Raw genomic sequence first — 20320 nt, forward strand, 5'->3', positions numbered from 1 at the left:
TATTACCACCCCGTTCGGGCTGAGCGAAGTCGAAGCCCGTCATCGAACGCAGTGAGATGCCTTCGCTACGCTCAGGCGAGCCCTTCGACAGGCTCAGGGCGAACGGGGGAGAGGAGATCAAAATGAATACGATTCGCTTCGACATCGATGCCGACGGCATCGCCACCCTGACGATCGACGTGCCCGGCCAGTCGATGAACGTCATCGGCCCCGACTTCCTGGCCGATCTCGACGCCGCCATCACCCGCATCGCGTCGGAAGAGGGCATCAAGGGCGCGGTCATCGCATCGGGCAAGGACAGCGGCTTCATGGCCGGCATGGACCTGAAATATTTCGGGTCGATGCTGGCCAGCGCCGATGGCCAGCGCCCCGCCCCCACCGCGATCTTCGACAATGTGTTCGTGCTGAACCAGCTGTTCCGGCGCCTGGAAACCGCCGGCAAGCCGGTCGCCTGCGCGATCGAGGGCACCTGCGTCGGCGGCGGCTTCGAACTGGCGCTCGCCTGCCATCGCCGCTTCGTCGGCGACAGCCCCAAGACCCAGCTCGGCCTGCCCGAAATCCTGATCGGCCTGTTCCCTGGCGGCGGCGGATCGCAGCGCCTGCCGCGCATCATGGGCGTACAAGCGTCGCTGATGTACATGCTGCAGGGCAAGCTGTTCCGCCCGGCCGAAGCCGCGATGCTGAAGGTCGTCGACGGCGTGGTGCCGCAGGGCACGACGCTCGCCGCCGCCAAGGACTGGGTCAAGGCGAACCCGACCGCCAGCACCCAGCCCTGGGACGTCAAGGGCTTCAAGGTGCCCGGCGGCGCTGGCGGTTTCAACCCCGCCTTCGTCCAGACCATGGCCGGCGCCCTGCCGATGACGCTGAAGCAGACCCAGCGCAACATGAACGCGCCGATCGCCCTGCTGTCGGCGGTCTATGAGGGCATCACCCTGCCGATGGACCGGGCGATCCGGATCGAGAGCAAATATTTCGCCAAGGTCGCTGCCGATCCGCAGGCGTCGAACATGATCCGCACCCTGTTCGTCAACAAGCAGGCGGCCGAACGCGGCGCCCGTCGTCCCAAGGACGAGCCCAAGGCGCCGACTACCAAGCTCGCCATGCTGGGTGCCGGCATGATGGGCGCGGGCATCGCCACCGTCGCGGCGCAGGCCGGGATGGACGTGGTGCTGTTCGACCGTGACCAGGCCTATGCCGAGAAGGGCAAGGCCCATGTCGAGGCGGTGCTGGCCAAGCGCCTGGGCCGTGGCATGACGCCCGAGAAGATGGCCGCCACCCTGGCCCGCGTCACTCCGACCACCGACTATGCCGCACTCGCCGGCGCCGACTTCGTGATCGAGGCCGTGTTCGAGGATGTCGCGATCAAGGCGGAAGTGACCAAGCAGGTCGAAGCCGTGCTGGGCGCCGACACCATCTTCGGCTCCAACACCTCGACCCTGCCGATCACCAAGCTGGCCAATGCCTGGTCCAAGCCCGAGAATTTCATCGGCGTCCACTTCTTCTCGCCGGTCGAGAAGATGCCGCTGGTCGAAATCATCCTGGGTGAAAAGACCGGCCCGGCCGCGATCGCCAAGGCGCTCGACTTCGTTGCCCAGATCAAGAAGACGCCAATCGTCGTCCATGACAGCCGCGGCTTCTACACCTCACGCAGCTTCGGCACCTATGTGCAGGAAGGCGCGGAACTGGTCGGCGAAGGCATCAACCCGGCGCTCATCGAAAATGCCGGCAAGCAGCTTGGCATGCCGACCGGCCCGCTGGCCGTCAGCGACGAAGTGTCGATCGAACTGGGCGTCAAGATCATGACCGCCGCCAAGAAGGAACTGGGCGACGCCTATGTTCCCCAGGGGTCGGACGACATCATGCTCAAGATGGTCGAGGCCGATCGCCTGGGCCGCAAGAATGGCAAGGGCTGGTACGACTATCCCGAAGGCGGCAAGAAGCATCTCTCGCCGGTGCTGGGCGAGCTGTTCCCGCGCGCCGACGCCCAGCCGGACGTCGAGGAAGTCAAGGAACGCCTGCTCTATCGACAGCTGATCGAATGCGCCCGCTGCTTCGAGGAAGGCGTGCTGGAAACGCCGGAAGACGGCGACATCGGCGCGATCTTCGGCTGGGGCTTCGCGCCTTACACCGGCGGTCCGTTCAGCCATATGGACACGGTCGGCATCGCCCATGTCGTGGCCGTGCTGGACCGGCTGGCCGCCGCCCATGGCCCGCGCTTCGCCCCCACGGCGCAGCTGCGGGAAATGGCCGCCAACGGCGCGACCTTCTATCGCCCCGTTCCGTCTCGCGCTGCAGCATGAGCGATTTGTAAATCGTAACGCTTCTGTATTAGGTCTCCCCGGACATATTCGGGGAGACCTTTTCTTTATGAGCAAGCCAACGGTTCTGGTCACGGGCGGCGCCGGCTATATCGGCAGCCATGCGGTGCTGGCGCTGAAGGATGCCGGCTATGGCGTGGTGGTGATCGACAATCTGGTCACCGGCTTCCGCTGGGCCGTGCCGCAGGACGTTCCCTTCGTGCAGGGCGACATTGCCGACCAGGCGCTGGTACAGGCGACTCTGCGCGAACATGGCGTCCAGGCGATCATGCATTTCGCCGGATCGGTGGTGGTGCCGGAATCGGTCGAGAACCCGCTCAAATATTATAACAATAACAGCGCGAAGACCCGCGACCTGCTGGAAAGCGTGGTCGCCGTCGGCATTCCCCATTTCATCTTCTCCTCGACCGCCGCCACCTATGGCATACCGGAGGAAAGCCCGGTCAGGGAAACGACGCCGCAGCGGCCGATCAATCCCTATGGCATGTCGAAGCTGATGACGGAGTATATGCTGCGCGACGTGGCCGCCGCCCACGCCATGAACTTCTGCGCGCTGCGCTATTTCAACGTCGCCGGCGCCGATCCGCAGGGCCGCACCGGCCAGTCGACGGCCGGCGCCACCCACCTGATCAAGGTCGCGGTCGAGGCGGCGCTGGGCAAGCGCAGCCATGTCAGCGTCTTCGGCACCGATTTCGCCACGCCCGACGGCACCGGCGTGCGCGACTATATCCATGTCAGTGATCTCGCCGCCGCCCATGTGCTGGCGCTCGAAGCGCTGATTGCCCATCCCGATCGCAATTACATGCTCAATTGCGGCTATGGCCGGGGCTTCTCCGTGCTCGAAGTGCTGGACGCGGTCGACCGGGTCACCAACATGACGATCGAGCGCCGGCTGGAAGGGCGCCGTGCGGGCGATCCCGATGCGCTGATTTCCGACAATAGCGCGCTGATGGCGGAATTTCCCTGGCAGCCGCGCTATGCCGATCTCGGCCAGATCGTCGACCATGCGCTCGCCTGGGAACGCAAGCTCAGCGATATCCAGAAGGCATGAGCGAAGCCAGCGTTCGCGCATTCTTCGCCGCGCAGGCGCCCGATGTCGCGATCATCGACCAGGGCGTCAGCACCGCAACGGTGATCGAGGCGGCGGCTGCGCTGGGCGTCGAACCGGCCCGTATCGCCAAGACCCTGTCGCTGCGCGTCGGCGACAGGGTGGTGCTGGTCTGCGCGCGCGGCGACGCCCGCCTGTCCAATGGCAAGGCGAAGGCGGCGCTGGGCGCCAAGCCGCGGATGCTGGGCGCGCATGAGGTGGAGGAGATTACCGGCCATCCGGTCGGCGGCGTCTGCCCCTTCGGCCTCGCCAGCGCCCTGCCCGTCTATTGCGATGTATCGCTGCAGGCGTTCGACACCGTGTTTCCGGCGGCGGGATCGCGCACCGCCTCGGTCGAACTGACGCCCGATCGGCTTGCCGCCTTGACCGGGGCGCAATGGATCGACATCTGCACCCTTCCCGAAATCGTCGAGTGAGAGCCATGCCGACCGAACATATCTTTGCTACCGGCGCACAGGCTGCCACCGATATCGCAGCCCGCATCGCCACCCTGTTGTCGGATGCGATCGCCCAGCGCGGTGTCGCGACGCTGGCCGTGTCGGGCGGCCGCTCGCCGCGCCCGGTGCTGGAAGCCCTGTCGAAAGTGCCGCTCGACTGGACCAAGCTGATCGTCACCCTGGTCGACGAACGCTGGGTCGATCCGGTCAGCGCCGACAGCAATGAAAGGCTGGTGCGCGAAACCCTGCTCCAGGGGCCGGCCGCCGCCGCGCGCTTCGTGCCGATGAAGAATGGCGCCGTCGACGCCTATGCCGGCCAGAGCGCGGTCGAGGCGGACTTTGCTGCCCTGCCCTGGCCGTTCGACATCATCCTGCTCGGCATGGGCGATGACGGCCATACCGCCTCGCTCTTCCCGGAAGGCAAGGAACTGGCCGAAGGCCTTTCCAGCCAGGCCTACACCATCGCCGCCACCCCGCCGGTCGCGCCGCATCAGCGCCTGTCGCTGACCGCCCACGCGATCCTGCAAAGTCGCCACATCTTCCTGCAGATCGGCGGCGCGGGCAAGAAGGCGGTCTATGACCAGGCGCTGGCCGGCGGCCCGGTCGAAGAATTGCCGATCCGCCTCGCCCTGCTGCAGGACAAGGTGCCGGTCGAGGTGTGGATCGCGGAATCCTAAAAACATCCTCCCCTGCAAGGGGAGGGGGACCATTTGCGCAGCAAATGGTGGAGGGGTATCCCGTTTGCGATAGGGCGACACCCCTCCGTCACGCGCTTCGCGCGCGCCACCTCCTCTGGCAGGGGAGGATCATCGGTCGCGCACCGCATGGCTCGAGATCAGATAGCGCCACATTCTGCCAGCCGGTAATCCGCCGCCCCAGGTTCAGCGACACCACCAGCGCCGCGAGGGTGGCGGCCCCAGCACCATGAATTGCAGGGCGGTGAGCAGCGCCTGGTTCATGCCAGACAGAAGGTAGCGGCCATGGACATGGTTGCCCGCACAGAATAGGCAGCCGGCATGATTGCCCAGATCGATCCCTTCCACGCCATCGCCATCAGCCGCGAAGCCCATGCCCTCAAGGCACAGGGCCGCTCCATCCTGCACATGGAGTTCGGCCAACCCTCGACCGGCGCGCCGGCCCCCGCGATCGCGCTGGCGCATGAAGTGCTCGACACCGATCCGATGGGCTATTGGGAAAGTCCGGCGCTCAAGGAACGGATCGCCCGCCTCTATGCCGATCGGCACAATGTCGCTGTCGATCCCGAACAGATCCTGCTGACCTGCGGCGCGTCGCCCGGCCTGGTGCTGGCATTGACCAGCCTGTTCGCGCCCGGCGCCCGCGTCGCCACCGCGCGGCCGGGCTATGTCGCCTATCGCAACACGTTGAAGGCGCTCTATCTGGAGCCGGTCGAAATCGCCTGCGGTCCGGCCGAACGCTATCAGATCAGCGCCGACGCGCTGGCCGCAATCGAGCCAGCGCCAGACGGCCTGATCCTCGCCAGCCCGGCCAACCCGACCGGCACGATCATCCCGGCCGACGAACTGGCCGCGATCGCCAGGGTCTGCGCCGACCGCGGTATCCGCATCATCTCCGACGAAATCTATCATGGCCTCAGCTTCGGCGAGCCGGCCCGGTCGATGCTGGAATTCGCCCCCGACGCGGTGATCGTGAACAGCTTCTCCAAATATTTCAGCATGGCCGGCTGGCGGCTGGGCTGGATCGTCGTGCCCGCCGACCTGATCGGCGCGGCGCGGGCGCGGATGGGCAATCTGTTCCTGACGCCCCCGGTACTGGCGCAGCAGGCGGGGCTGGCCGCCTTCGACTGCACCGACGAGCTTGAGGGGCATGTCGACACCTATCGCCGCAACCGGCAATTGCTGCTCGATGCCCTGCCCGCGCTCGGCCTCGCCAGCATCGCGCCGCCCGATGGTGCCTTTTACATCTATGCCGATATCAGCCATCTCACCAATGACAGCCTGGCCTTCTGCCAGAAGCTGCTGCGCGAGACCGGCGTTGCCACCGCGCCCGGCATCGATTTCGATCCGGTCGACGGCCACCGCTTCATCCGCTTCAGCTTCGCCGTCTCGACCGACCGGGTCGAGGATGCGATCGCACGGATGATCCCCTGGTTCCAGGCGCAACCGGGCCGCTGAACATCCGCCATTTGTCGACACAAATTGATCAGAATATTAGGTCAGCGATAGGTAGTGGAGATATCGAAGCGATATGTTCTGGGAAGCAAATCCATGGAAATTGGGCTTCTTCAAAGCACGCTCGATGAAATCGGGATATCGCGAGCGCATCGCCTGGCCATTGGAATGGCGCCCTGCAGCAGAAAATGACTGGCCGCCCATGTCAGAACTGGGCGATGATCACGACTGGGCCAGAAAAATGGGCACCGGCTTCGTCGCGGAATTTGGCAACGAAATCCTGTATCTGATCGACCGAGATTGGTTCGGCTGGCCCGATCCGCCGCAATGGGGCCTAGCCTCGTTCGACAGAACAAGCGAAACATGGCGCTTATGGGGAAATTTCTCTGATCTGCCGATAAACTGGACGGTTCCAGTTCAACCTTACTGCGCCAACCATAGCGACGACAGATAGCAGAGCCAAAACGATGCCTGAGATATTGTCAGCGACAATCGAGGCCGATCAAAAGATGGTGCGGGCGGTCGGAATCGAACCGACACTCCTTGCGGAACCGGATTTTGAGTCCGGCGCGTCTACCAGTTTCACCACGCCCGCATCTGATCGTGGAAGGGGGCACCTAGCAGGTCATGAACCGGCTGCAAAGCCCCCAAAATCGCTCCCGCAACAAAGCCGCCAGGCAGGCGAAACAAGGGCCTAGCGGCGGGCCCGCAGCCGGGCACGCAAGGTGAGGCCATAGCCGATCGTCACGGCCATCCCCGCCCCCACCGCGACGCAGCCGCCGACGACCGCCACCGGTATCGGCGCGAACGCCCAGAATCCGGCATAGACGATGCCGCTGAGCGCCATCGACCAGCCGCCGACCCGCGCCACCTGCCGCGCGCAGGCGTCAGGCAGGAAAGCCTTGGGCATGCGATTGCCATACCAGGCGATCATCAACCCGTTGGCGCCGATCACCAGCCGCGTGACCATGTCATTGTCCAGCCAGTCGAGCTTGCGCCCCTGGCTGGCGGCCAGCGCCAGCAGCAGGATACCGCCGCCCCAGAGCAGGCCCGCCTTCAATTCCCTGTCCATCCTGCCTTCTCCCGATGCTGATCCGGCGCCTCCACGCCGATGCCGAACGACTGGGCAAAGCCCAGCAGCGCCTCTTCCAGCACCGACAGTTTGAGATGATAGATGACCGACTTTCCGGCCTTTTCGGCATGGACCAGATCGGCCTCCTTCAGCACCGCGAAATGCGCCGACATGGTCGGTTTGGAGACATCGAACTGGTCGCTCAGTTCGCCCGCACTCATCGGTCCCTGCCGCAGCAATTGCAGCACCCGGCGACGGGTCGGATCGGATAAGGCGCGGAAGACCTGGCTCATGATGAGACAATTAGCTAAATATCGAAATTAGTCAAGCAGCCATGATGATCCCCGTGGTGCTGCCGCGCCGGCTGCGATAGGGAGCGGCCAAAGTTTCCTTCAATCCAGGCAGAGACATGGCCCGCAAATATTCCAAACATGGCCCCTATGAAGATGTGCATCGCGAGGAAGAGGCAGCGCCGCCCCCGCCGCCCTGCTGGCTGTGCGGGCGTCCAACGGGCACGACCATCGTGTGGCACCATCCCGTTCCCAAGAGCCGGGGCGGCCGCGACGTCGTGCCGATGCACGGCATCTGCCAGCAGACGCTGATCGCCAATTTCACCAATTCCGAACTACAGCGCCACGGCATGGACGTGGAGGGCCTGCTGCTCCATCCGCCGATCCGCAAGTTCGTCGACTGGGTGGCGAACAAGGATCCCGATTTCACGGCGACCATCACCAAGAAGCAGCGCTGATCGAAGTCAGCGCTGCCGCCTGATCGGCCGGTTGGTCAGAACAGACCCGGCACCTCGCGCTGGGCCGGATTGGGCCGCTGCGGCGCCAGCAATTCGCGCGGGGCGGACACCGGCGACGTCACGGCCTTGCGGCTGAGCGTCGCCACCGCGCCGCCGATCGGCGTGCAACTGCGCCCGGCGATGAAGTCCAGCGCCTGCCGGGTTGCCGCCTCGCGCGGATCGCCCAGCGGATAGCTGATATCGTCCCATGCCTGACAACTGGCCTTCATGCTGCTCGCCAGCCCGTCATAATAATCGGCGTTGCCCGCGCCATTCTGGGTCGCAAAGGCAACCACCCGCAACCGGTCGTCACAGGCTTCGCGATCGATCGCGATCTGCCCGACCGGCTTGCCATAGGTATTGGCGCCGATCAGCGCCGCCTGCGCACCCAGATAGGGGATGAAGGCGTTGATGACGCCTTCGCTGGCCGACGCCGTGCCGCCGCTGCCGATGAAGGCGATGCGGGTGGGCGCGACGGACTGCGCCAGCGGCTCGAAATAATGGGTCTGGTTCTGGCCGCTCTTTTCCAGGCGATAGGTCATACGCATGAAGATGTCGGTGCGCGCCCGGTTGCCGCCGAGCAGATCGCCCAGAACCTTGGCCGTCGAAACGAGGCCGCCGCCATTATAGCGCAGGTCGAGGATGATGTCGGTCACGCCCTGCGACTTGAAACCGGCGAACGCGTCGCGCAGCGGCTGTTCGGCCGACAGGATGAAGGTGCGCAGATTGACATAGCCGACACGGCGGCCGCCATCGTCGATCACCCGCGCGCCATAGCGGTTCGATACCGGCATCAGGTCGAAGTCGCGCTTGGTCACCGATACGGTGCGGGTGCTGTTCGCGTCGGCGATACGCAACAACCGGGTCGTGCCGGCGCTATCCGGCCCCATCGCATCGGCCACGGCATCGGCACCGCCCGATGCGAACAGCGACGACACGCTGCGCATGTTCGTGATGCTGGTGCCGATCTCCAATATCTCCGCGCCGCGATCGATGCCGGCGGCCAGTGCCGGGCCGTTCTCGAACGATTCGATGACGAACAGGCGGGTGCCCCCGCTGTCGGTCGCGAAGCGCAGGCCGAAGCCGGCGCTCGACCCCGACTGATAATAGGCATTCTCCGCCTTGATGGAGGTGAGATAGCTGAAATAGCGATCCCGCCGCTGCGACCGCGCGCCCTGTGTCAGCGCGTCGATATAGCTGTCGACGCTGGCATAGCCGGCCGGGCTGAGCGCGGACGGCAGGGTTTCGGGGAAAAGATACCATTCCTTGAGCGTCGCCGCCGCCCAATCCTGCCGTTCGCGCAGCGAACAGGTGGCGGTCGGCGTGGGTGTGGGCGTCGCCGTCGGCGGCGCAGTGCCCGCACTATCGTACCCGCCGCCGCCACAAGCCGCCAACATCGCCAGCCCACCCGCCAGCAACGCCAGGCGCGCAACCCCATGCTTCATCACTATTCCCCCCAAAGACCGCAGACGGGATAAGCCGCGCACCGCAACACGGCAAGACAGCGTTGAAACAAAAGCGCTTTCCGCGCCGTCAACCAACCGCCCCGGCGACGCCTTCCGTCCCCCTGCCCTTGACTTCCCATGCCCCCATATCGATATGGCCGGAGAAAATGTAACATTATATCATTTAGGAACCATCATGCCCCATTGCGAAGCGCCGGAACCTAATCCGGCCGGCCGCCCCCGCTCCTGGCTGGACGGCTTCGCCATCTGCGCCTCCGCGCTCTGCACCGTCCATTGCCTGGGCCTGCCACTGCTCTTCGCCTTGCTGCCGACCATCGCCGCGCGGATCGATCCGGGCGAATCCTTCCACCTGCTGATGCTCGCCATCGCCGTGCCGACCAGCCTGTTCGCGCTGTTGCAGGGCTGGCGCCGCCACCGCGCCGCGCTCCCGCTGGGCATCGGCCTGGCCGGCTTGTCCCTGATGGCCGTGGGCGCGCTGCTGGCCCGCACCCCATTGAGCGAAGCGATCTGGACCGTCGGCGGCAGCGCCCTGCTGGCCGGGGCGCATATCCTCAACTGGCGCCGGGGCCTGCGCACCGCCTGCTGACCGACGTCATAGACCGCCCCGCCTTCCCGCGAGTCGTTCGCAGTTGCAGCATCATTTTCCTGCCTATAGCCTGCTTGCGTAACGAAGCATGGCCGGTATAAGAGCCGCATCGTGCAGATATAGATAACTAACGGAGAAGGACTGTCCTTTGACCGAACCGTCTGCCACGTTCCTGTTGTTCGGTGCCACCGGCGATCTTGCCCGGCGCATGATTTTCCCATCGCTCTACAATCTTCTGTCTGACGGGCTGCTGCCCGACGACTTCCTGATCATCGCTTCGGCCCGCACCGAAATGGATGATGAGGCCTTTCGCGAGGAAGTCTGCGCGGCGCTCAAGCAGTTCCTGCCGGCCGACCGCTATGATGCCGACATCGCCGCGCGTTTCCGCGCGATGATCCTCTATCAGCCGGTCGATTCCAGCAATGGCGCGCATTTCGCCGAACTGGCCGAGCGCGTCGATGGGCGCCTGGAACGCGGCATTTCCGTCTATCTCTCCACCCCACCCTCGCTGTTCGGTCCGACCGCACAGGGGCTGGCCGACGCCGGCCTGCTGACGCCCAGGACGCGGATCGCGATGGAAAAGCCGATCGGCAAGGATCTCGCTTCCTCCAAGGTGGTGAACGACAGCATCGGCCACCTGTTCGCTGAAGAGCAGATTTTCCGCGTCGACCATTATCTGGGCAAGGAAACCGTCCAGAACCTGCTGGCGCTCCGCTTCGGCAATGTCATGTTCGAACCGCTGTGGAACGCCACCGCGATCGATCATGTCCAGATCACCGTCGCCGAAACCGTGGGCCTCGAAGGCCGCGTCTCCTATTATGACGGTGTCGGCGCGCTGCGCGACATGGTGCAGAACCATATCCTCCAGATCCTTTCCATCCTGACGATGGAGCCGCCCGCGCGGATGGACCCGACCGCGGTGCGCGACGAGAAGGTCAAGGCGCTGCGTTCGCTGCGTCCGATGACCGCGGAAACGGTCAAGACCCACAGCGTGCGCGGCCAATATACGCCCGGCGCCGTCGGCGGCCAGATCGTCACCGGCTATGCCGACGAACTGGGCCAGCCGTCCGACACCGAAACCTTCGTCGCGTTGAAGGCGCATATCGACAATTGGCGCTGGCAGGGCGTGCCTTTCTACCTGCGCACCGGCAAGCGGCTGCCCGCGCGCCAGTCAGAAATCATGATCGAGTTCAAGCCGGTGCGCCATTCGATTTTCGGCCGCGACGGGCAGCATTCGGGTGGGGGCTCGGGGCTGGAACCGAACACGCTGGTGATCCGCCTGCAACCGGAAGAATATATCCGCCTGACCATCATGTCGAAGCGGCCGGGACTGGAGCGGCAGGTGCAGCTGGAGGAAGTGACGCTCGACGTGTCGCTGACCGCCGCCTTTGCCGGCCAGCGTCGCCGCATCGCCTATGAACGGCTGATCTTGGACCTGCTCGCCGGCGACCAGACCCTGTTCGTCCGCCGTGACGAGGTGGAAGCCCAATGGGCCTGGATCGATTCCATCATCGACGGATGGAAGGAGGCGCACATGAAGGTGTCGCCCTATTCCTCCGGGAACTGGGGGCCGTCCTCGGCCATTGCCCTAATCGAACGCGACGGAGCCAGCTGGCATGACTGATCTTCACCCCGTGATCGCCAAGGTCACAGAGCGCATCACCGAACGCAGTGCGGCGACGCGGCTCAAATATCTCGACCTGATCGAGCGCGGCCGCGACGCGGGCACCAACCGTGCCCAGCTGTCCTGCGGCAACCTCGCCCATGGCTTTGCCGCCAGCGGCGAGGACAAGGCTGTCATCCGCACCGGCCGGGCGATGAACATCGGCATCATCACCGCCTATAATGACATGCTCTCGGCCCATCAGCCCTATGGCCGTTATCCCGAGCAGATCAAGATTGCTGCGCGCGAGATCGGCGCCACGGCGCAGGTGGCGGGCGGCGTGCCGGCCATGTGCGACGGTGTGACCCAGGGCCAGGCCGGCATGGACCTCTCCCTCTTCAGCCGCGACACCATCGCCCTGTCGACCGCCGTGTCGCTCAGCCATGCGATGTTCGAGGGCAATCTGATGCTCGGCATCTGCGACAAGATCGTGCCGGGCCTGCTGATCGGCGCGCTGCGCTTTGGCCATCTGCCGACCATCCTGATCCCCGCCGGGCCGATGCCCTCGGGTCTTGCCAACAAGGAAAAGGTGCGCATCCGCCAGCTCTATGCCGAGGGCAAGGTGGGTCGCGAGGAATTGCTGGAAAGCGAAAGCGCCTCCTATCATGGCGCGGGCACCTGCACCTTCTATGGCACCGCCAATAGCAACCAGATGATGATGGAAGTCATGGGCCTGCACATGCCCGGCGCCGCCTTCGTCAATCCGGGCACCAAGCTGCGCAGCGAACTGACCCGCGCCGCCACCCATCGCATCGCCGACATCGGCTGGGACGGCAATGACTACCGCCCGCTCGGCCACTGCATCGATGAAAAGGCGATCGTCAACGCCATCATCGGCCTGATGGCCACCGGCGGATCGACCAACCATGCGATCCACCTGCCCGCCATCGCGCGCGCGGCCGGCATCCATATCGACTGGACCGACTTTGCCGAACTGTCGGACGTGGTGCCGCTGCTGGCGCGCGTCTATCCCAATGGGTCGGGCGACGTGAACCATTTCCACGCAGCGGGCGGCATGGCCGTCATCATCCGCGAACTGCTCGACGCCGGCCTGCTCCATCGCGACATCATGACCGTCGCGCGCCAGGATCTGACCGATTATGGCAAGGAACCGGTGCTGCAGGATGACGCGCTGGTCTGGCAGGATGTCCCCGCCAGCCGCGACGAGGCGATGCTGCGCCCGGCCTCCAACCCGTTCCAGGCCGATGGCGGCATGAAGCTGCTCCAGGGCAATCTTGGCCGCTGCGTGATGAAGGTCAGCGCAGTCGACAAGGAACGCTGGACGATCGAGGCGCCGGCCGCGATCTTCCACGATCAGGACGATGTGCTGCGCGCCTTCAAGGCGGGCGAACTGGAACGCGACGTCGTCGTCGTCGTCCGCTTCCAGGGCCCGCGTGCCAATGGCATGCCCGAACTGCACAAGCTGACCCCGGCGCTGGGCGTGCTGCAGGATCGCGGCTTCAAGGTCGCGCTGCTGACCGACGGCCGCATGTCGGGCGCGTCGGGCAAGGTGCCCGCCGCCATCCATCTGTCGCCCGAGGCGCTGGGCGGCGGCCCGATCGGCAAGCTGCGCGATGGCGATCTCGTCCGCGTCTGCGCGGAAAGCGGCCAGGTCGAGGCGCTGGTCGATGCCGCCACCTGGGACGCGCGCGACATTCCCGCCGCCCCGCCCCCGCCCTATGACACCGGCCGCGAACTGTTCGCGCTGTTCCGCCACAATAGCGACCTCGCCGAGCAGGGTGCGTCGCCGATCCTCGCCGCGATGGACGCCGAACTCGCGATATAAGCACAGCCATTCGCGTCGGCGCATTTGCATGCGCTGGCGCGAATGTCCGGAGAGAGAGACAAATGACCGACATCATCGCCGCCGACATTGGCGGCACCAATGCGCGTTTTGCCCGCGCCTCCCTGGACGACAAGGGCGTGCCGACACTCGGCACCGTCCGCAAATACAAGGTCGCCGACTATCCCAGCCTCCAGGCCTGCTGGGATGCTTTTGCCGAGGATGAGGCCAAGGCCGGCGCAGGCCCGCTGCCCGATGCCGCCTCGATCGCCTTCGCCACCGCCATCGGCCGCGAGGTCATCAAGCTGACCAACAGCAACTGGGTCATCCGCGCCGACACGCTGGCGGAGGATCTGGGCCTGCGCACCGTGCGCCTGGTCAATGATTTCGAGGCGGTGGCCCACGCCGTCTCGCGCCTGCCCGACGAAAACCTGCCCCTGCTGTTCGGCGAGGACCGCCCCTTCCCGCGCGACGGCGGCGTTACCGTAGTCGGTCCCGGCACCGGCCTTGGCGTCGCGATGATCGCCTATGATGACGGCCATCCCCATGTCATCGCGACCGAGGGCGGCCATCTCGACTTCGCCCCGCTCGACCAGATTGAGGTCAAGATCCTCGACTATCTGCGCGACAAGTTCCTGCGCGTCTCGACCGAGCGGATCGTGTCGGGTCCGGGCCTCAATTACATCTACAAGGCGCTCGCTACCATCGGTCACGACCGGGTCATGCTGATGGAAGACCCAGAACTGTGGCAGGCCGCGCTTGACGGCAGCGACGAGTTCGCCCGCCGCGCGCTCGACCGCTTCTGCCTCTGCTATGGCTCGGTCGCGGGCGATCTGGCACTGGCGCATGGCCCCCATGCGGTGGTACTGGCCGGCGGCCTCACCCAGCGGATGAAGGATTTTCTCGAACAGAGCGGCTTCCACACCCGCTTCAAGGCCAAGGGCCGGTTCGAGAGCCTGATGGCGACCGTGCCGATCCGCTGCGCGATCCATGAAGAAATCGGCCTGTTCGGCGCTGCCGCGGCCTTTAGGGAGAAGAATGCATGAGCTTGACCGTCGAACAGGTGATGGAACTGGCCCCGGTGATCCCGGTGCTGGTGGTCGATCGGGTCGAGGATGCGCTCCCCATTGCCCAGGCGCTGGTGAAGGGCGGCCTGCCCGCGCTTGAAGTCACGCTGCGCACCCCCGCCGCGCTCGACGTCATCCGCGAGATGGCGAAGGTCGAGGGTGCGATCGTCGGCGCCGGCACAGTGCTGAACCCGGCCCAGCTCGACGCCGCGATGGAAGCGGGCGCCCGCTTCATCGTCAGCCCCGGCCTCACCGAACCGCTGGGCAAGGCCGCGATCGCCGCCAACATCCCGTTCCTGCCGGGCACCGCCACGGCCGGTGACATCATGCGCGGCATGGACATGGGCCTGTCCCACTTCAAATTCTTCCCGGCCGAAACCTCGGGTGGTCTTCCGGCGCTCAAGGCGCTGGCCGCGCCGCTGCACACCGCGCGCTTCTGCCCGACCGGCGGCATCACCGCCCAGAGCGCGCCCGAATGGCTGGCTCAGCCCTTCATCAAATGCGTCGGCGGCAGTTGGGTCGTGCCCAAGGGGCCGGTCGATCCCGACAAGATCGAGGCACTGGCGCGCGAAGCCGCCGCCCTGCCCCGCTAATCTATCGCGCGGGACCGGACAGAGGGCCATTGCACCCCGTCCGGTCCCGCCCTAGATGCAGATCATGATCACGCGCCGCTTCCTTCCCACCATAGCCCTGATCCTGTCGGGCTGCGCCGGCGCGCATGAAAGCTATCCCTCGCTCGCCAAGCGCCCGGTCGAAAGCGCACCGATGGCCGAGGCGCCCGCCGCCCCGCTGCCCGTGCCGGCCGACGACAAGCTCAAGGCCCAGATCAGCCAGCTCACAAGCCAGGCGCAGAGCGGCGGCGCCAATTTCGACAAGGCCTATGCCAGCGCCGACCGCGCCGTGAACAGCGCCGGCCGCGCATCGGTATCGAGCGACGCCTGGGTCGCGGCGCAGGTCGCGATCAGCGCCGCCGAATCCGCCCGCAACGACAGCGTGTCCGCGCTTGCCAGCCTCGACACCCTGTTCATCGAACGGTCTAACGCGGTCGCCGATGGATCGGAAAAGGGCGGCGTCGCGGATATCGACGCGGCACGCGCCAGCGTCCTGTCGATGGTCGACAGCCAGAATGACCGCATCGACGCGCTGAAGAACCGCCTGCCCCAGCCCTGACCGGAGCATTGGGCATTAGCCCATCTGTCAGCCCGCCAGCCCCGGCAGGCAGGATTTCGCCGACACCGTCGTCGGTAGCGGCACGAGCTGGCTGATGGGCGAGCTGAACGGCTTGTTGATCTCGACCATGCTGGCCTGGCCGACACCGCGACACGCCACATTGGCCTGAATGCTGACATTCGCCGCGGCAATGACGATGCCGTTCGCCTTGGCCCGCGCCACGGCATAGCTGATCTGCTGCTGCGTGGTGCCGCACGCGCTGTCATTGACCAAATGGCAGCGCGCCGTGCTGTAGGCAGCCTCGCGCAGCGCCTGCTTGGTCCAGGCCAGCCGCCCCAGTTCGATCACGCCGAACAGGCAGGCAAAGAAGACTGGCGCCAGCAGCGCAAATTCGATCGCGACCGCGCCCGTCTGGTTCGATCGGATAGGGTTCAGCCATCGGGTCATTGCAGGCGCACCGTCGTCTTCTGGGTGATGACCGCCTTTTCCGCGAGCGAAGCCGGGACGAATTGCGGGTTGAACTTGTAGCTCGCGACGATGTCGAGATAATAGCCCGACCGGCTGTTCGCGCTCGCGCCGCTGCCACAGCTCTGGCCGCAACTGTTGGTCGGAATGAAGCTGCCCGTCTGGCTGAGGCAGGCGCAGACGCGGGAACTGTTCGTGCAATTGCCGGTCCCGCCATTGCAGCCGACGGTGACGTTGATCGGGCTTTGGCCCGGCGCCGCTGCCATTGCCTGTACATAGGCGGGAATGGACTGGAACTGCACCGCATCGCGCGTCTTGAAGGCCGACAGCGATGCACCGCTGACCGCTTCGGCCAGTCGCCCGCGCTGAATGGTGAACTGGGCGATGTCGATCGCGACCAGGCTGATCGTGAAGAACAGGGTCAGCCAAAGCGCGAACTCGACGGTGGCGACGCCCCGTTCCGAGCGACGCAGCTTTCGCAAGCCACCGATCATGCCACCAGCTCCACATCGCCGCCGCTACCGCCTACCAGATCGCTGATCGACTTGCAGGCGGTGCCGGCATTGGCGCCGCCGCTTGCCGTCACGCGATAGGCGATCAGGGTGAAGCATTGGCCGGCCGACAGGCTGTTGTTGCCGCCCGACATGGTCACGGCCGAATTGGGCAGATGGACGACGCCGGAAAAGACATTCTGCGACCCTGCGCCCCAGTTGGTCGCCTGCGATGTCAGGCTGTCGACCAATATGTCGGCGATGGCCGCCCCTTCGACGCTACTGGTAGGGGCGATCAGCTTGGTCTTGGCGCCGCCGGCCAGGTTGATCGTCCCGCCCAGGATGAAACTGACATTGACGCCGGCCATGTCATAGCCGGACACCGACACGCCCTCCAGCGTCTGGCCCCAGCTCTGGTTGGTGATCGGCGAGGTATAGGGCCAGGTGGTGCCGCCGGTACCGTTGGTCAGGCCGCCGCTCACCGTGTAGCGCCCGGCGCCGAACAGCACCGATCCGGCGATCGACAGATTGCCGTTGATCAGGTGATTGGCGGTCTTGCCGAAGACCAGGCGGCTGCCGCCGGCGGTCACGATATTGCCATTGGCGCTGAACAGCCCGTCGCCCATGAAGAAACGGCCGCTGCCGCTCAGCGTGATGGCGTCGCCGCCGGCATTGGCCAAAGTGTAGTTGCCGGTGCCCGCGATCAGGGTGGAATCGCCGTCGATCCTGATCTGGCCGGCAACGTCCAGATCGCCATCGCCCAGCGTCATCCAGCTGCCGCCGCCGACGCTGATCCCCTTGAAGCCGTGACTGCCCGCGCCCACCGCCAGCGACGTGCCGCCCGACAGCGTGATGTTGGCGGCGATCGAGACAGGGCCGGTGCCGATCCGGTTGGTGCCCGCAAAGCTGACCGTGCCGGCGCCGATCGACACTTCGCCATTGCCGAAGGTGACGCCGCTCGATCCGCTGTTGAAGCCGCCATTGATCCGCCAGACATTGTCACCGAAATTGACAGTCGAACCGCCACCGATCGACACCCCATTGGCGACGGTGACGGTGGAGCCGGCCTGGAAGGTGACAGTGATGCCACCGTCGACCGTGATCCGCGACAGGCAGTAATTGCCGGCCGGCACGGTGAATTTGGCGCTGTTGCCCTGACGGAAGGGGGCAGCACCGGCCGAGGGCGAATTGCCGAAAGTCCATATGTCGGCGCAGGCCGGCGTCACCGGATTGGCAATCGTGCGCGGCGTGCGGAAAGTGCCGAGCAATTGCCGCGCGGTGGCGAGATCCATCGAATTGGCGAGCGGGTCGCTGATCGCGGTCGACTGGTTGATCCGCTTGTCCGCCGCCGGGACATTGCCGTTCCAGCTGGGATTGGAAAAGCTGCCCGCATAGCGCAGCAGATCGGCCGACAATGTGCCATAATTGTTGATGATGTCGGCCGCGCCCGAGACGATTTCCTTGGCCGTGATGCCCGATCCGCCATTGTTGACCGATCCGGCACCGACCACCGAACAGTCGGTCGCGTTGATCGTCGCGCCGCCCTGTGTCTCGACCGCATTGCCCGATGAGGCGAGGCCCAGGATGCAGGGCGTGGCCGACGCGCTGCCGGCCAGGCGCGCCATCGCGCTGACCTTCACCGGCATGGTCGCCGCTGCGCCCAATATGCGGCTGAGGCTGAGCGGCAGCGGCGTCGTCAGTTCGACGCGCACCGCCTTGGCGCCGGCTTCGGGCGTGTCGGCCAGCAGCGCGACGTCGATCGTCGCATCGGTGATGCCATGGGCGGTGACCAGGTCGACCGCAGTGGGCCGCAAAATCGCCTGCGATCCGTCCGCCTTGTAGGCGACGGCTGCAGCCAGCGCCGCCATGTCCGCCACGCGCTGGGTCGCGATCCGCCGTTCATAGCCGCGATTGAGATCGACAGCGAGACCCGCCATGCCGATGACGCCGATCAGCGATAGGGCAGCGACGACACTGACACTACCGTCATGTCTCAGAAATAAATTGCGGAATTTCATGGATAATCCCGAATGAAATGTCGGGACTGCCATTCCGCGCAAAAACTTGATTAATTGCTAATTCACGCAATTTTCGCAAAATAATGTCGGACAATTGGTGGACGACGATGGACCGCCAGAAACCGGAATTGCGCCGATTTTTCAGCCCATCTGGCGCACCGCGCCCTTATGCGCCTTGCCATTATGGACATAATGGTCGACGCCCTCGCGCATGGTGATGATCGCCTCGTCGGTCAGGTCGCGCATATATTTGGCCGGACGCCCGGCCCAGAGCTGCCGGTGCAGCACCGCCTTGCCGGGCGACAGCAGCGCGCCGGCCGCCAGCATCGCGTCGCTCTCCACCGTGCAGCCGCTCATCACGATCGCGCCCAGCCCCACGAACGCCCGGTCCTCCAGCACGCAGCCATGGACCATCGCCATATGGCCGATCAGCACATCCTCGCCGATGATGGTGGGATAGCCCTCTGCCGGATAGCCCGGCCGTCCGTCGCCGGGGCTGTCGCAATGGACGACCGTGCCGTCCTGGATATTGGTGCGCGCGCCGATGCGGATATGGTTCACATCGCCCCGGATCACGCAATTATACCAGATGCTGGCATCCGCGCCGATCTCGACATCGCCGATGATCCGGCATCCCGGCGCGATGAAGGCGCTGGGGTGGATCAGCGGCGCCTTGCCGTTCAGCGGGATGATCGAAACATCGGGATGGTCGGTCATCTGCGCCTCAGCCATTCAGCAGCCGCGCCGCGTGCAGCGCATGATATGTCAGCACGCCCGAACAGCCGGCCCGCTTGAACGCCATCAGCGTTTCCAGGATCAGCGCATCGCGGTCCCCCGACCCGGCGGCGGCGCCATGTTCGATCATCGCATATTCGCCCGACACCTGATAGGCGAAGACCGGCACGGAGAAACGATCGCGCACCCGCGCGACGATATCCAGATAAGGCAGGCCCGGCTTCACCATCACGCTGTCCGCGCCCTCGGCCAGGTCCAGTGCGACCTCGCGCAGCGCTTCCTCGCCATTGGCCGGGTCCATCTGGTAATTTTTCTTGTCGCCCTTCAGCAGCCCGCGCGATCCCACCGCGTCGCGGAACGGGCCATAGAAGGCGCTGGCATATTTGGCGGCATAGGCCATGATCTGGACATTGGCGTGGCCGGTTTCCTCCAGCGCCTCGCGGATCGCGCCGATCCGACCGTCCATCATGTCGCTCGGCGCGATGATGTCGGCGCCCGCCGCTGCCTGGTTGAGCGACTGGCCGATCAGCATGTCGATCGTCGCGTCGTTGATCACATAGCCGGTCTCGTCGAGCAGCCCGTCCTGGCCATGGGCGGTATAGGGGTCGAGCGCCACGTCGGTCAGCACGCCGATGTCAGGCACGGCATCCTTGATCGCGCGGATCGCCCGACACATCAGATTATCGGGGTTCAGCGCCTCGGCGCCATCGTCGCTGCGACGGTCGGTCTGGGTATTGGGGAACAGCGCCAGACAAGGAATGCCGGCGTCGCGCGCTTCCTTCGCGCGGGCCACCATCAGGTCGACCGACCAGCGCGACACGCCGGGCAGCGCGGCGATAGGCTCCTCCACGCCCTCCCCTTCGGTCACGAACAGGGGCCAGATGAAATCGCTGGGCGACAGGCGGTTTTCGGCATGCATCGCCCGGCTCCAGGCGGTGGCACGGGTACGGCGCATGCGCAGCGCCGGATAGGAGGCAATAGTCATGCCGCGGGTGTAGGCCGCG

Annotated in this window: 22 protein-coding genes and 1 tRNA gene; 13 read left to right on the forward strand and 10 right to left on the reverse strand. The window is 65.5% G+C overall.

All coding sequences use genetic code 11. The annotated features are described in order from the left end of the window. Positions 1–122: 122 nt before the first annotated feature. The 4 genes from ACI6S0_RS10315 to pgl all read left to right on the forward strand — a co-directional run bounded on the left by ACI6S0_RS10315 (position 123) and on the right by pgl (position 4540). Positions 123–2300 carry a 3-hydroxyacyl-CoA dehydrogenase NAD-binding domain-containing protein gene (locus tag ACI6S0_RS10315; protein ID WP_434405740.1) on the forward strand — a complete coding sequence of 726 codons (2178 nt, stop codon included), beginning with the start codon at positions 123–125 and terminating at the stop codon, positions 2298–2300. A gap of 67 nt (positions 2301–2367) precedes the next feature. After that, complete coding sequence (gene galE / locus ACI6S0_RS10320) at positions 2368–3369, forward strand: UDP-glucose 4-epimerase GalE (RefSeq protein ID WP_434405741.1); 1002 nt, start codon at positions 2368–2370, stop codon at positions 3367–3369. Next, complete coding sequence (locus ACI6S0_RS10325) at positions 3366–3842, forward strand: YbaK/EbsC family protein (RefSeq protein WP_434405742.1); 477 nt, start codon at positions 3366–3368, stop codon at positions 3840–3842. Before galE ends, ACI6S0_RS10325 begins: the two co-directional genes overlap by 4 nt. 5 nt (positions 3843–3847) lie before the next feature. Further along, positions 3848–4540, forward strand: a complete 693-nt coding sequence (pgl, locus tag ACI6S0_RS10330) for a 6-phosphogluconolactonase (RefSeq protein WP_434405743.1) — start codon at positions 3848–3850, stop codon at positions 4538–4540. A gap of 204 nt (positions 4541–4744) precedes the next feature. Here the strand turns inward: pgl and ACI6S0_RS10335 are convergent, their stop codons facing one another. Beyond that, positions 4745–4906, reverse strand: a complete 162-nt coding sequence (locus tag ACI6S0_RS10335; protein ID WP_434406000.1) for a hypothetical protein — start codon at positions 4904–4906, stop codon at positions 4745–4747. On the opposite strand from ACI6S0_RS10335, the gene ACI6S0_RS10340 reads away from it, so the two are divergent. After that, on the forward strand, positions 4880–6016 hold the full coding sequence (locus ACI6S0_RS10340) for an aminotransferase class I/II-fold pyridoxal phosphate-dependent enzyme (RefSeq protein WP_434405744.1): 1137 nt from the start codon (positions 4880–4882) through the stop codon (positions 6014–6016). The two genes, ACI6S0_RS10335 and ACI6S0_RS10340, sit on opposite strands and share 27 nt — an antisense overlap. A gap of 73 nt (positions 6017–6089) precedes the next feature. Continuing rightward, positions 6090–6467: a hypothetical protein gene (locus ACI6S0_RS10345; protein WP_434405745.1), complete on the forward strand. Its 378-nt coding sequence runs from the start codon at positions 6090–6092 to the stop codon at positions 6465–6467. 56 nt (positions 6468–6523) lie between these two features. On the opposite strand, the gene ACI6S0_RS10350 is transcribed toward ACI6S0_RS10345, so the two are convergent. The 3 genes from ACI6S0_RS10350 to ACI6S0_RS10360 form a co-directional block, all read right to left on the reverse strand. Then, positions 6524–6608: transfer RNA gene (locus ACI6S0_RS10350), tRNA-Leu, on the reverse strand. Positions 6609–6707: 99 nt separating this feature from the next. Next, positions 6708–7085 (reverse strand): ammonium transporter, encoded by a 378-nt coding sequence (locus ACI6S0_RS10355; RefSeq protein WP_434405746.1) that lies wholly within the window; start codon positions 7083–7085, stop codon positions 6708–6710. Next, positions 7070–7378, reverse strand: coding sequence for an autorepressor SdpR family transcription factor (locus ACI6S0_RS10360; RefSeq protein ID WP_004212039.1), 309 nt, complete (start codon positions 7376–7378; stop codon positions 7070–7072). Before ACI6S0_RS10360 ends, ACI6S0_RS10355 begins: the two co-directional genes overlap by 16 nt. Before the next feature lie 116 nt (positions 7379–7494). On the opposite strand from ACI6S0_RS10360, the gene ACI6S0_RS10365 reads away from it, so the two are divergent. Further along, on the forward strand, positions 7495–7833 hold the full coding sequence (locus ACI6S0_RS10365; protein ID WP_303763673.1) for a hypothetical protein: 339 nt from the start codon (positions 7495–7497) through the stop codon (positions 7831–7833). 35 nt (positions 7834–7868) lie between these two features. Here ACI6S0_RS10365 and ACI6S0_RS10370 read toward each other — a convergent pair whose 3' ends face one another. Continuing rightward, positions 7869–9317 (reverse strand): S41 family peptidase, encoded by a 1449-nt coding sequence (locus tag ACI6S0_RS10370; protein WP_434405747.1) that lies wholly within the window; start codon positions 9315–9317, stop codon positions 7869–7871. A 196-nt stretch (positions 9318–9513) separates the two neighbouring features. Between ACI6S0_RS10370 and ACI6S0_RS10375 the strand changes: the two genes are divergently transcribed. From ACI6S0_RS10375 to ACI6S0_RS10400, 6 genes are all read left to right on the forward strand, one after another. Next, complete coding sequence (locus ACI6S0_RS10375; RefSeq protein WP_434405748.1) at positions 9514–9924, forward strand: MerC domain-containing protein; 411 nt, start codon at positions 9514–9516, stop codon at positions 9922–9924. Between the two features lie 148 nt (positions 9925–10072). Beyond that, positions 10073–11548, forward strand: coding sequence for a glucose-6-phosphate dehydrogenase (zwf, locus tag ACI6S0_RS10380; protein ID WP_313392241.1), 1476 nt, complete (start codon positions 10073–10075; stop codon positions 11546–11548). After that, a complete protein-coding gene (edd, locus tag ACI6S0_RS10385) occupies positions 11541–13373 on the forward strand; it encodes a phosphogluconate dehydratase (RefSeq protein ID WP_017502335.1) in 1833 nt (610 codons plus the stop codon). The genes zwf and edd overlap by 8 nt, the downstream gene beginning before the upstream one ends. Positions 13374–13435: 62 nt before the next feature. Next, positions 13436–14416: a glucokinase gene (gene glk, locus ACI6S0_RS10390; protein WP_434405749.1), complete on the forward strand. Its 981-nt coding sequence runs from the start codon at positions 13436–13438 to the stop codon at positions 14414–14416. Next, complete coding sequence (gene eda / locus ACI6S0_RS10395; protein WP_099230394.1) at positions 14413–15030, forward strand: bifunctional 4-hydroxy-2-oxoglutarate aldolase/2-dehydro-3-deoxy-phosphogluconate aldolase; 618 nt, start codon at positions 14413–14415, stop codon at positions 15028–15030. The genes glk and eda overlap by 4 nt, the downstream gene beginning before the upstream one ends. 55 nt (positions 15031–15085) lie before the next feature. Next, the gene (locus ACI6S0_RS10400; protein WP_080572830.1) at positions 15086–15607 is read left to right on the forward strand and encodes a hypothetical protein; all 522 of its coding nucleotides are present in this window, start codon (positions 15086–15088) and stop codon (positions 15605–15607) included. A 27-nt stretch (positions 15608–15634) separates the two neighbouring features. Here the strand turns inward: ACI6S0_RS10400 and ACI6S0_RS10405 are convergent, their stop codons facing one another. The 5 genes from ACI6S0_RS10405 to hemB all read right to left on the reverse strand — a co-directional run bounded on the left by ACI6S0_RS10405 (position 15635) and on the right by hemB (position 20301). Next, complete coding sequence (locus tag ACI6S0_RS10405) at positions 15635–16054, reverse strand: TadE/TadG family type IV pilus assembly protein (protein WP_037507863.1); 420 nt, start codon at positions 16052–16054, stop codon at positions 15635–15637. Continuing rightward, positions 16051–16566 (reverse strand): TadE/TadG family type IV pilus assembly protein, encoded by a 516-nt coding sequence (locus ACI6S0_RS10410; protein WP_037518960.1) that lies wholly within the window; start codon positions 16564–16566, stop codon positions 16051–16053. Before ACI6S0_RS10410 ends, ACI6S0_RS10405 begins: the two co-directional genes overlap by 4 nt. After that, positions 16563–18581, reverse strand: a complete 2019-nt coding sequence (locus ACI6S0_RS10415) for a pilus assembly protein TadG-related protein (RefSeq protein WP_434405750.1) — start codon at positions 18579–18581, stop codon at positions 16563–16565. Before ACI6S0_RS10415 ends, ACI6S0_RS10410 begins: the two co-directional genes overlap by 4 nt. Positions 18582–18722: 141 nt before the next feature. After that, positions 18723–19298 carry a gamma carbonic anhydrase family protein gene (locus ACI6S0_RS10420; RefSeq protein WP_434405751.1) on the reverse strand — a complete coding sequence of 192 codons (576 nt, stop codon included), beginning with the start codon at positions 19296–19298 and terminating at the stop codon, positions 18723–18725. A 7-nt stretch (positions 19299–19305) separates the two neighbouring features. After that, positions 19306–20301, reverse strand: coding sequence for a porphobilinogen synthase (gene hemB / locus ACI6S0_RS10425; RefSeq protein ID WP_434405752.1), 996 nt, complete (start codon positions 20299–20301; stop codon positions 19306–19308). Between the last annotated feature and the right edge of the window lie 19 nt (positions 20302–20320).

The organism is Sphingobium sp. DN12 (assembly GCF_051058005.1).
Lineage (GTDB): Bacteria > Pseudomonadota > Alphaproteobacteria > Sphingomonadales > Sphingomonadaceae > Sphingobium > Sphingobium yanoikuyae.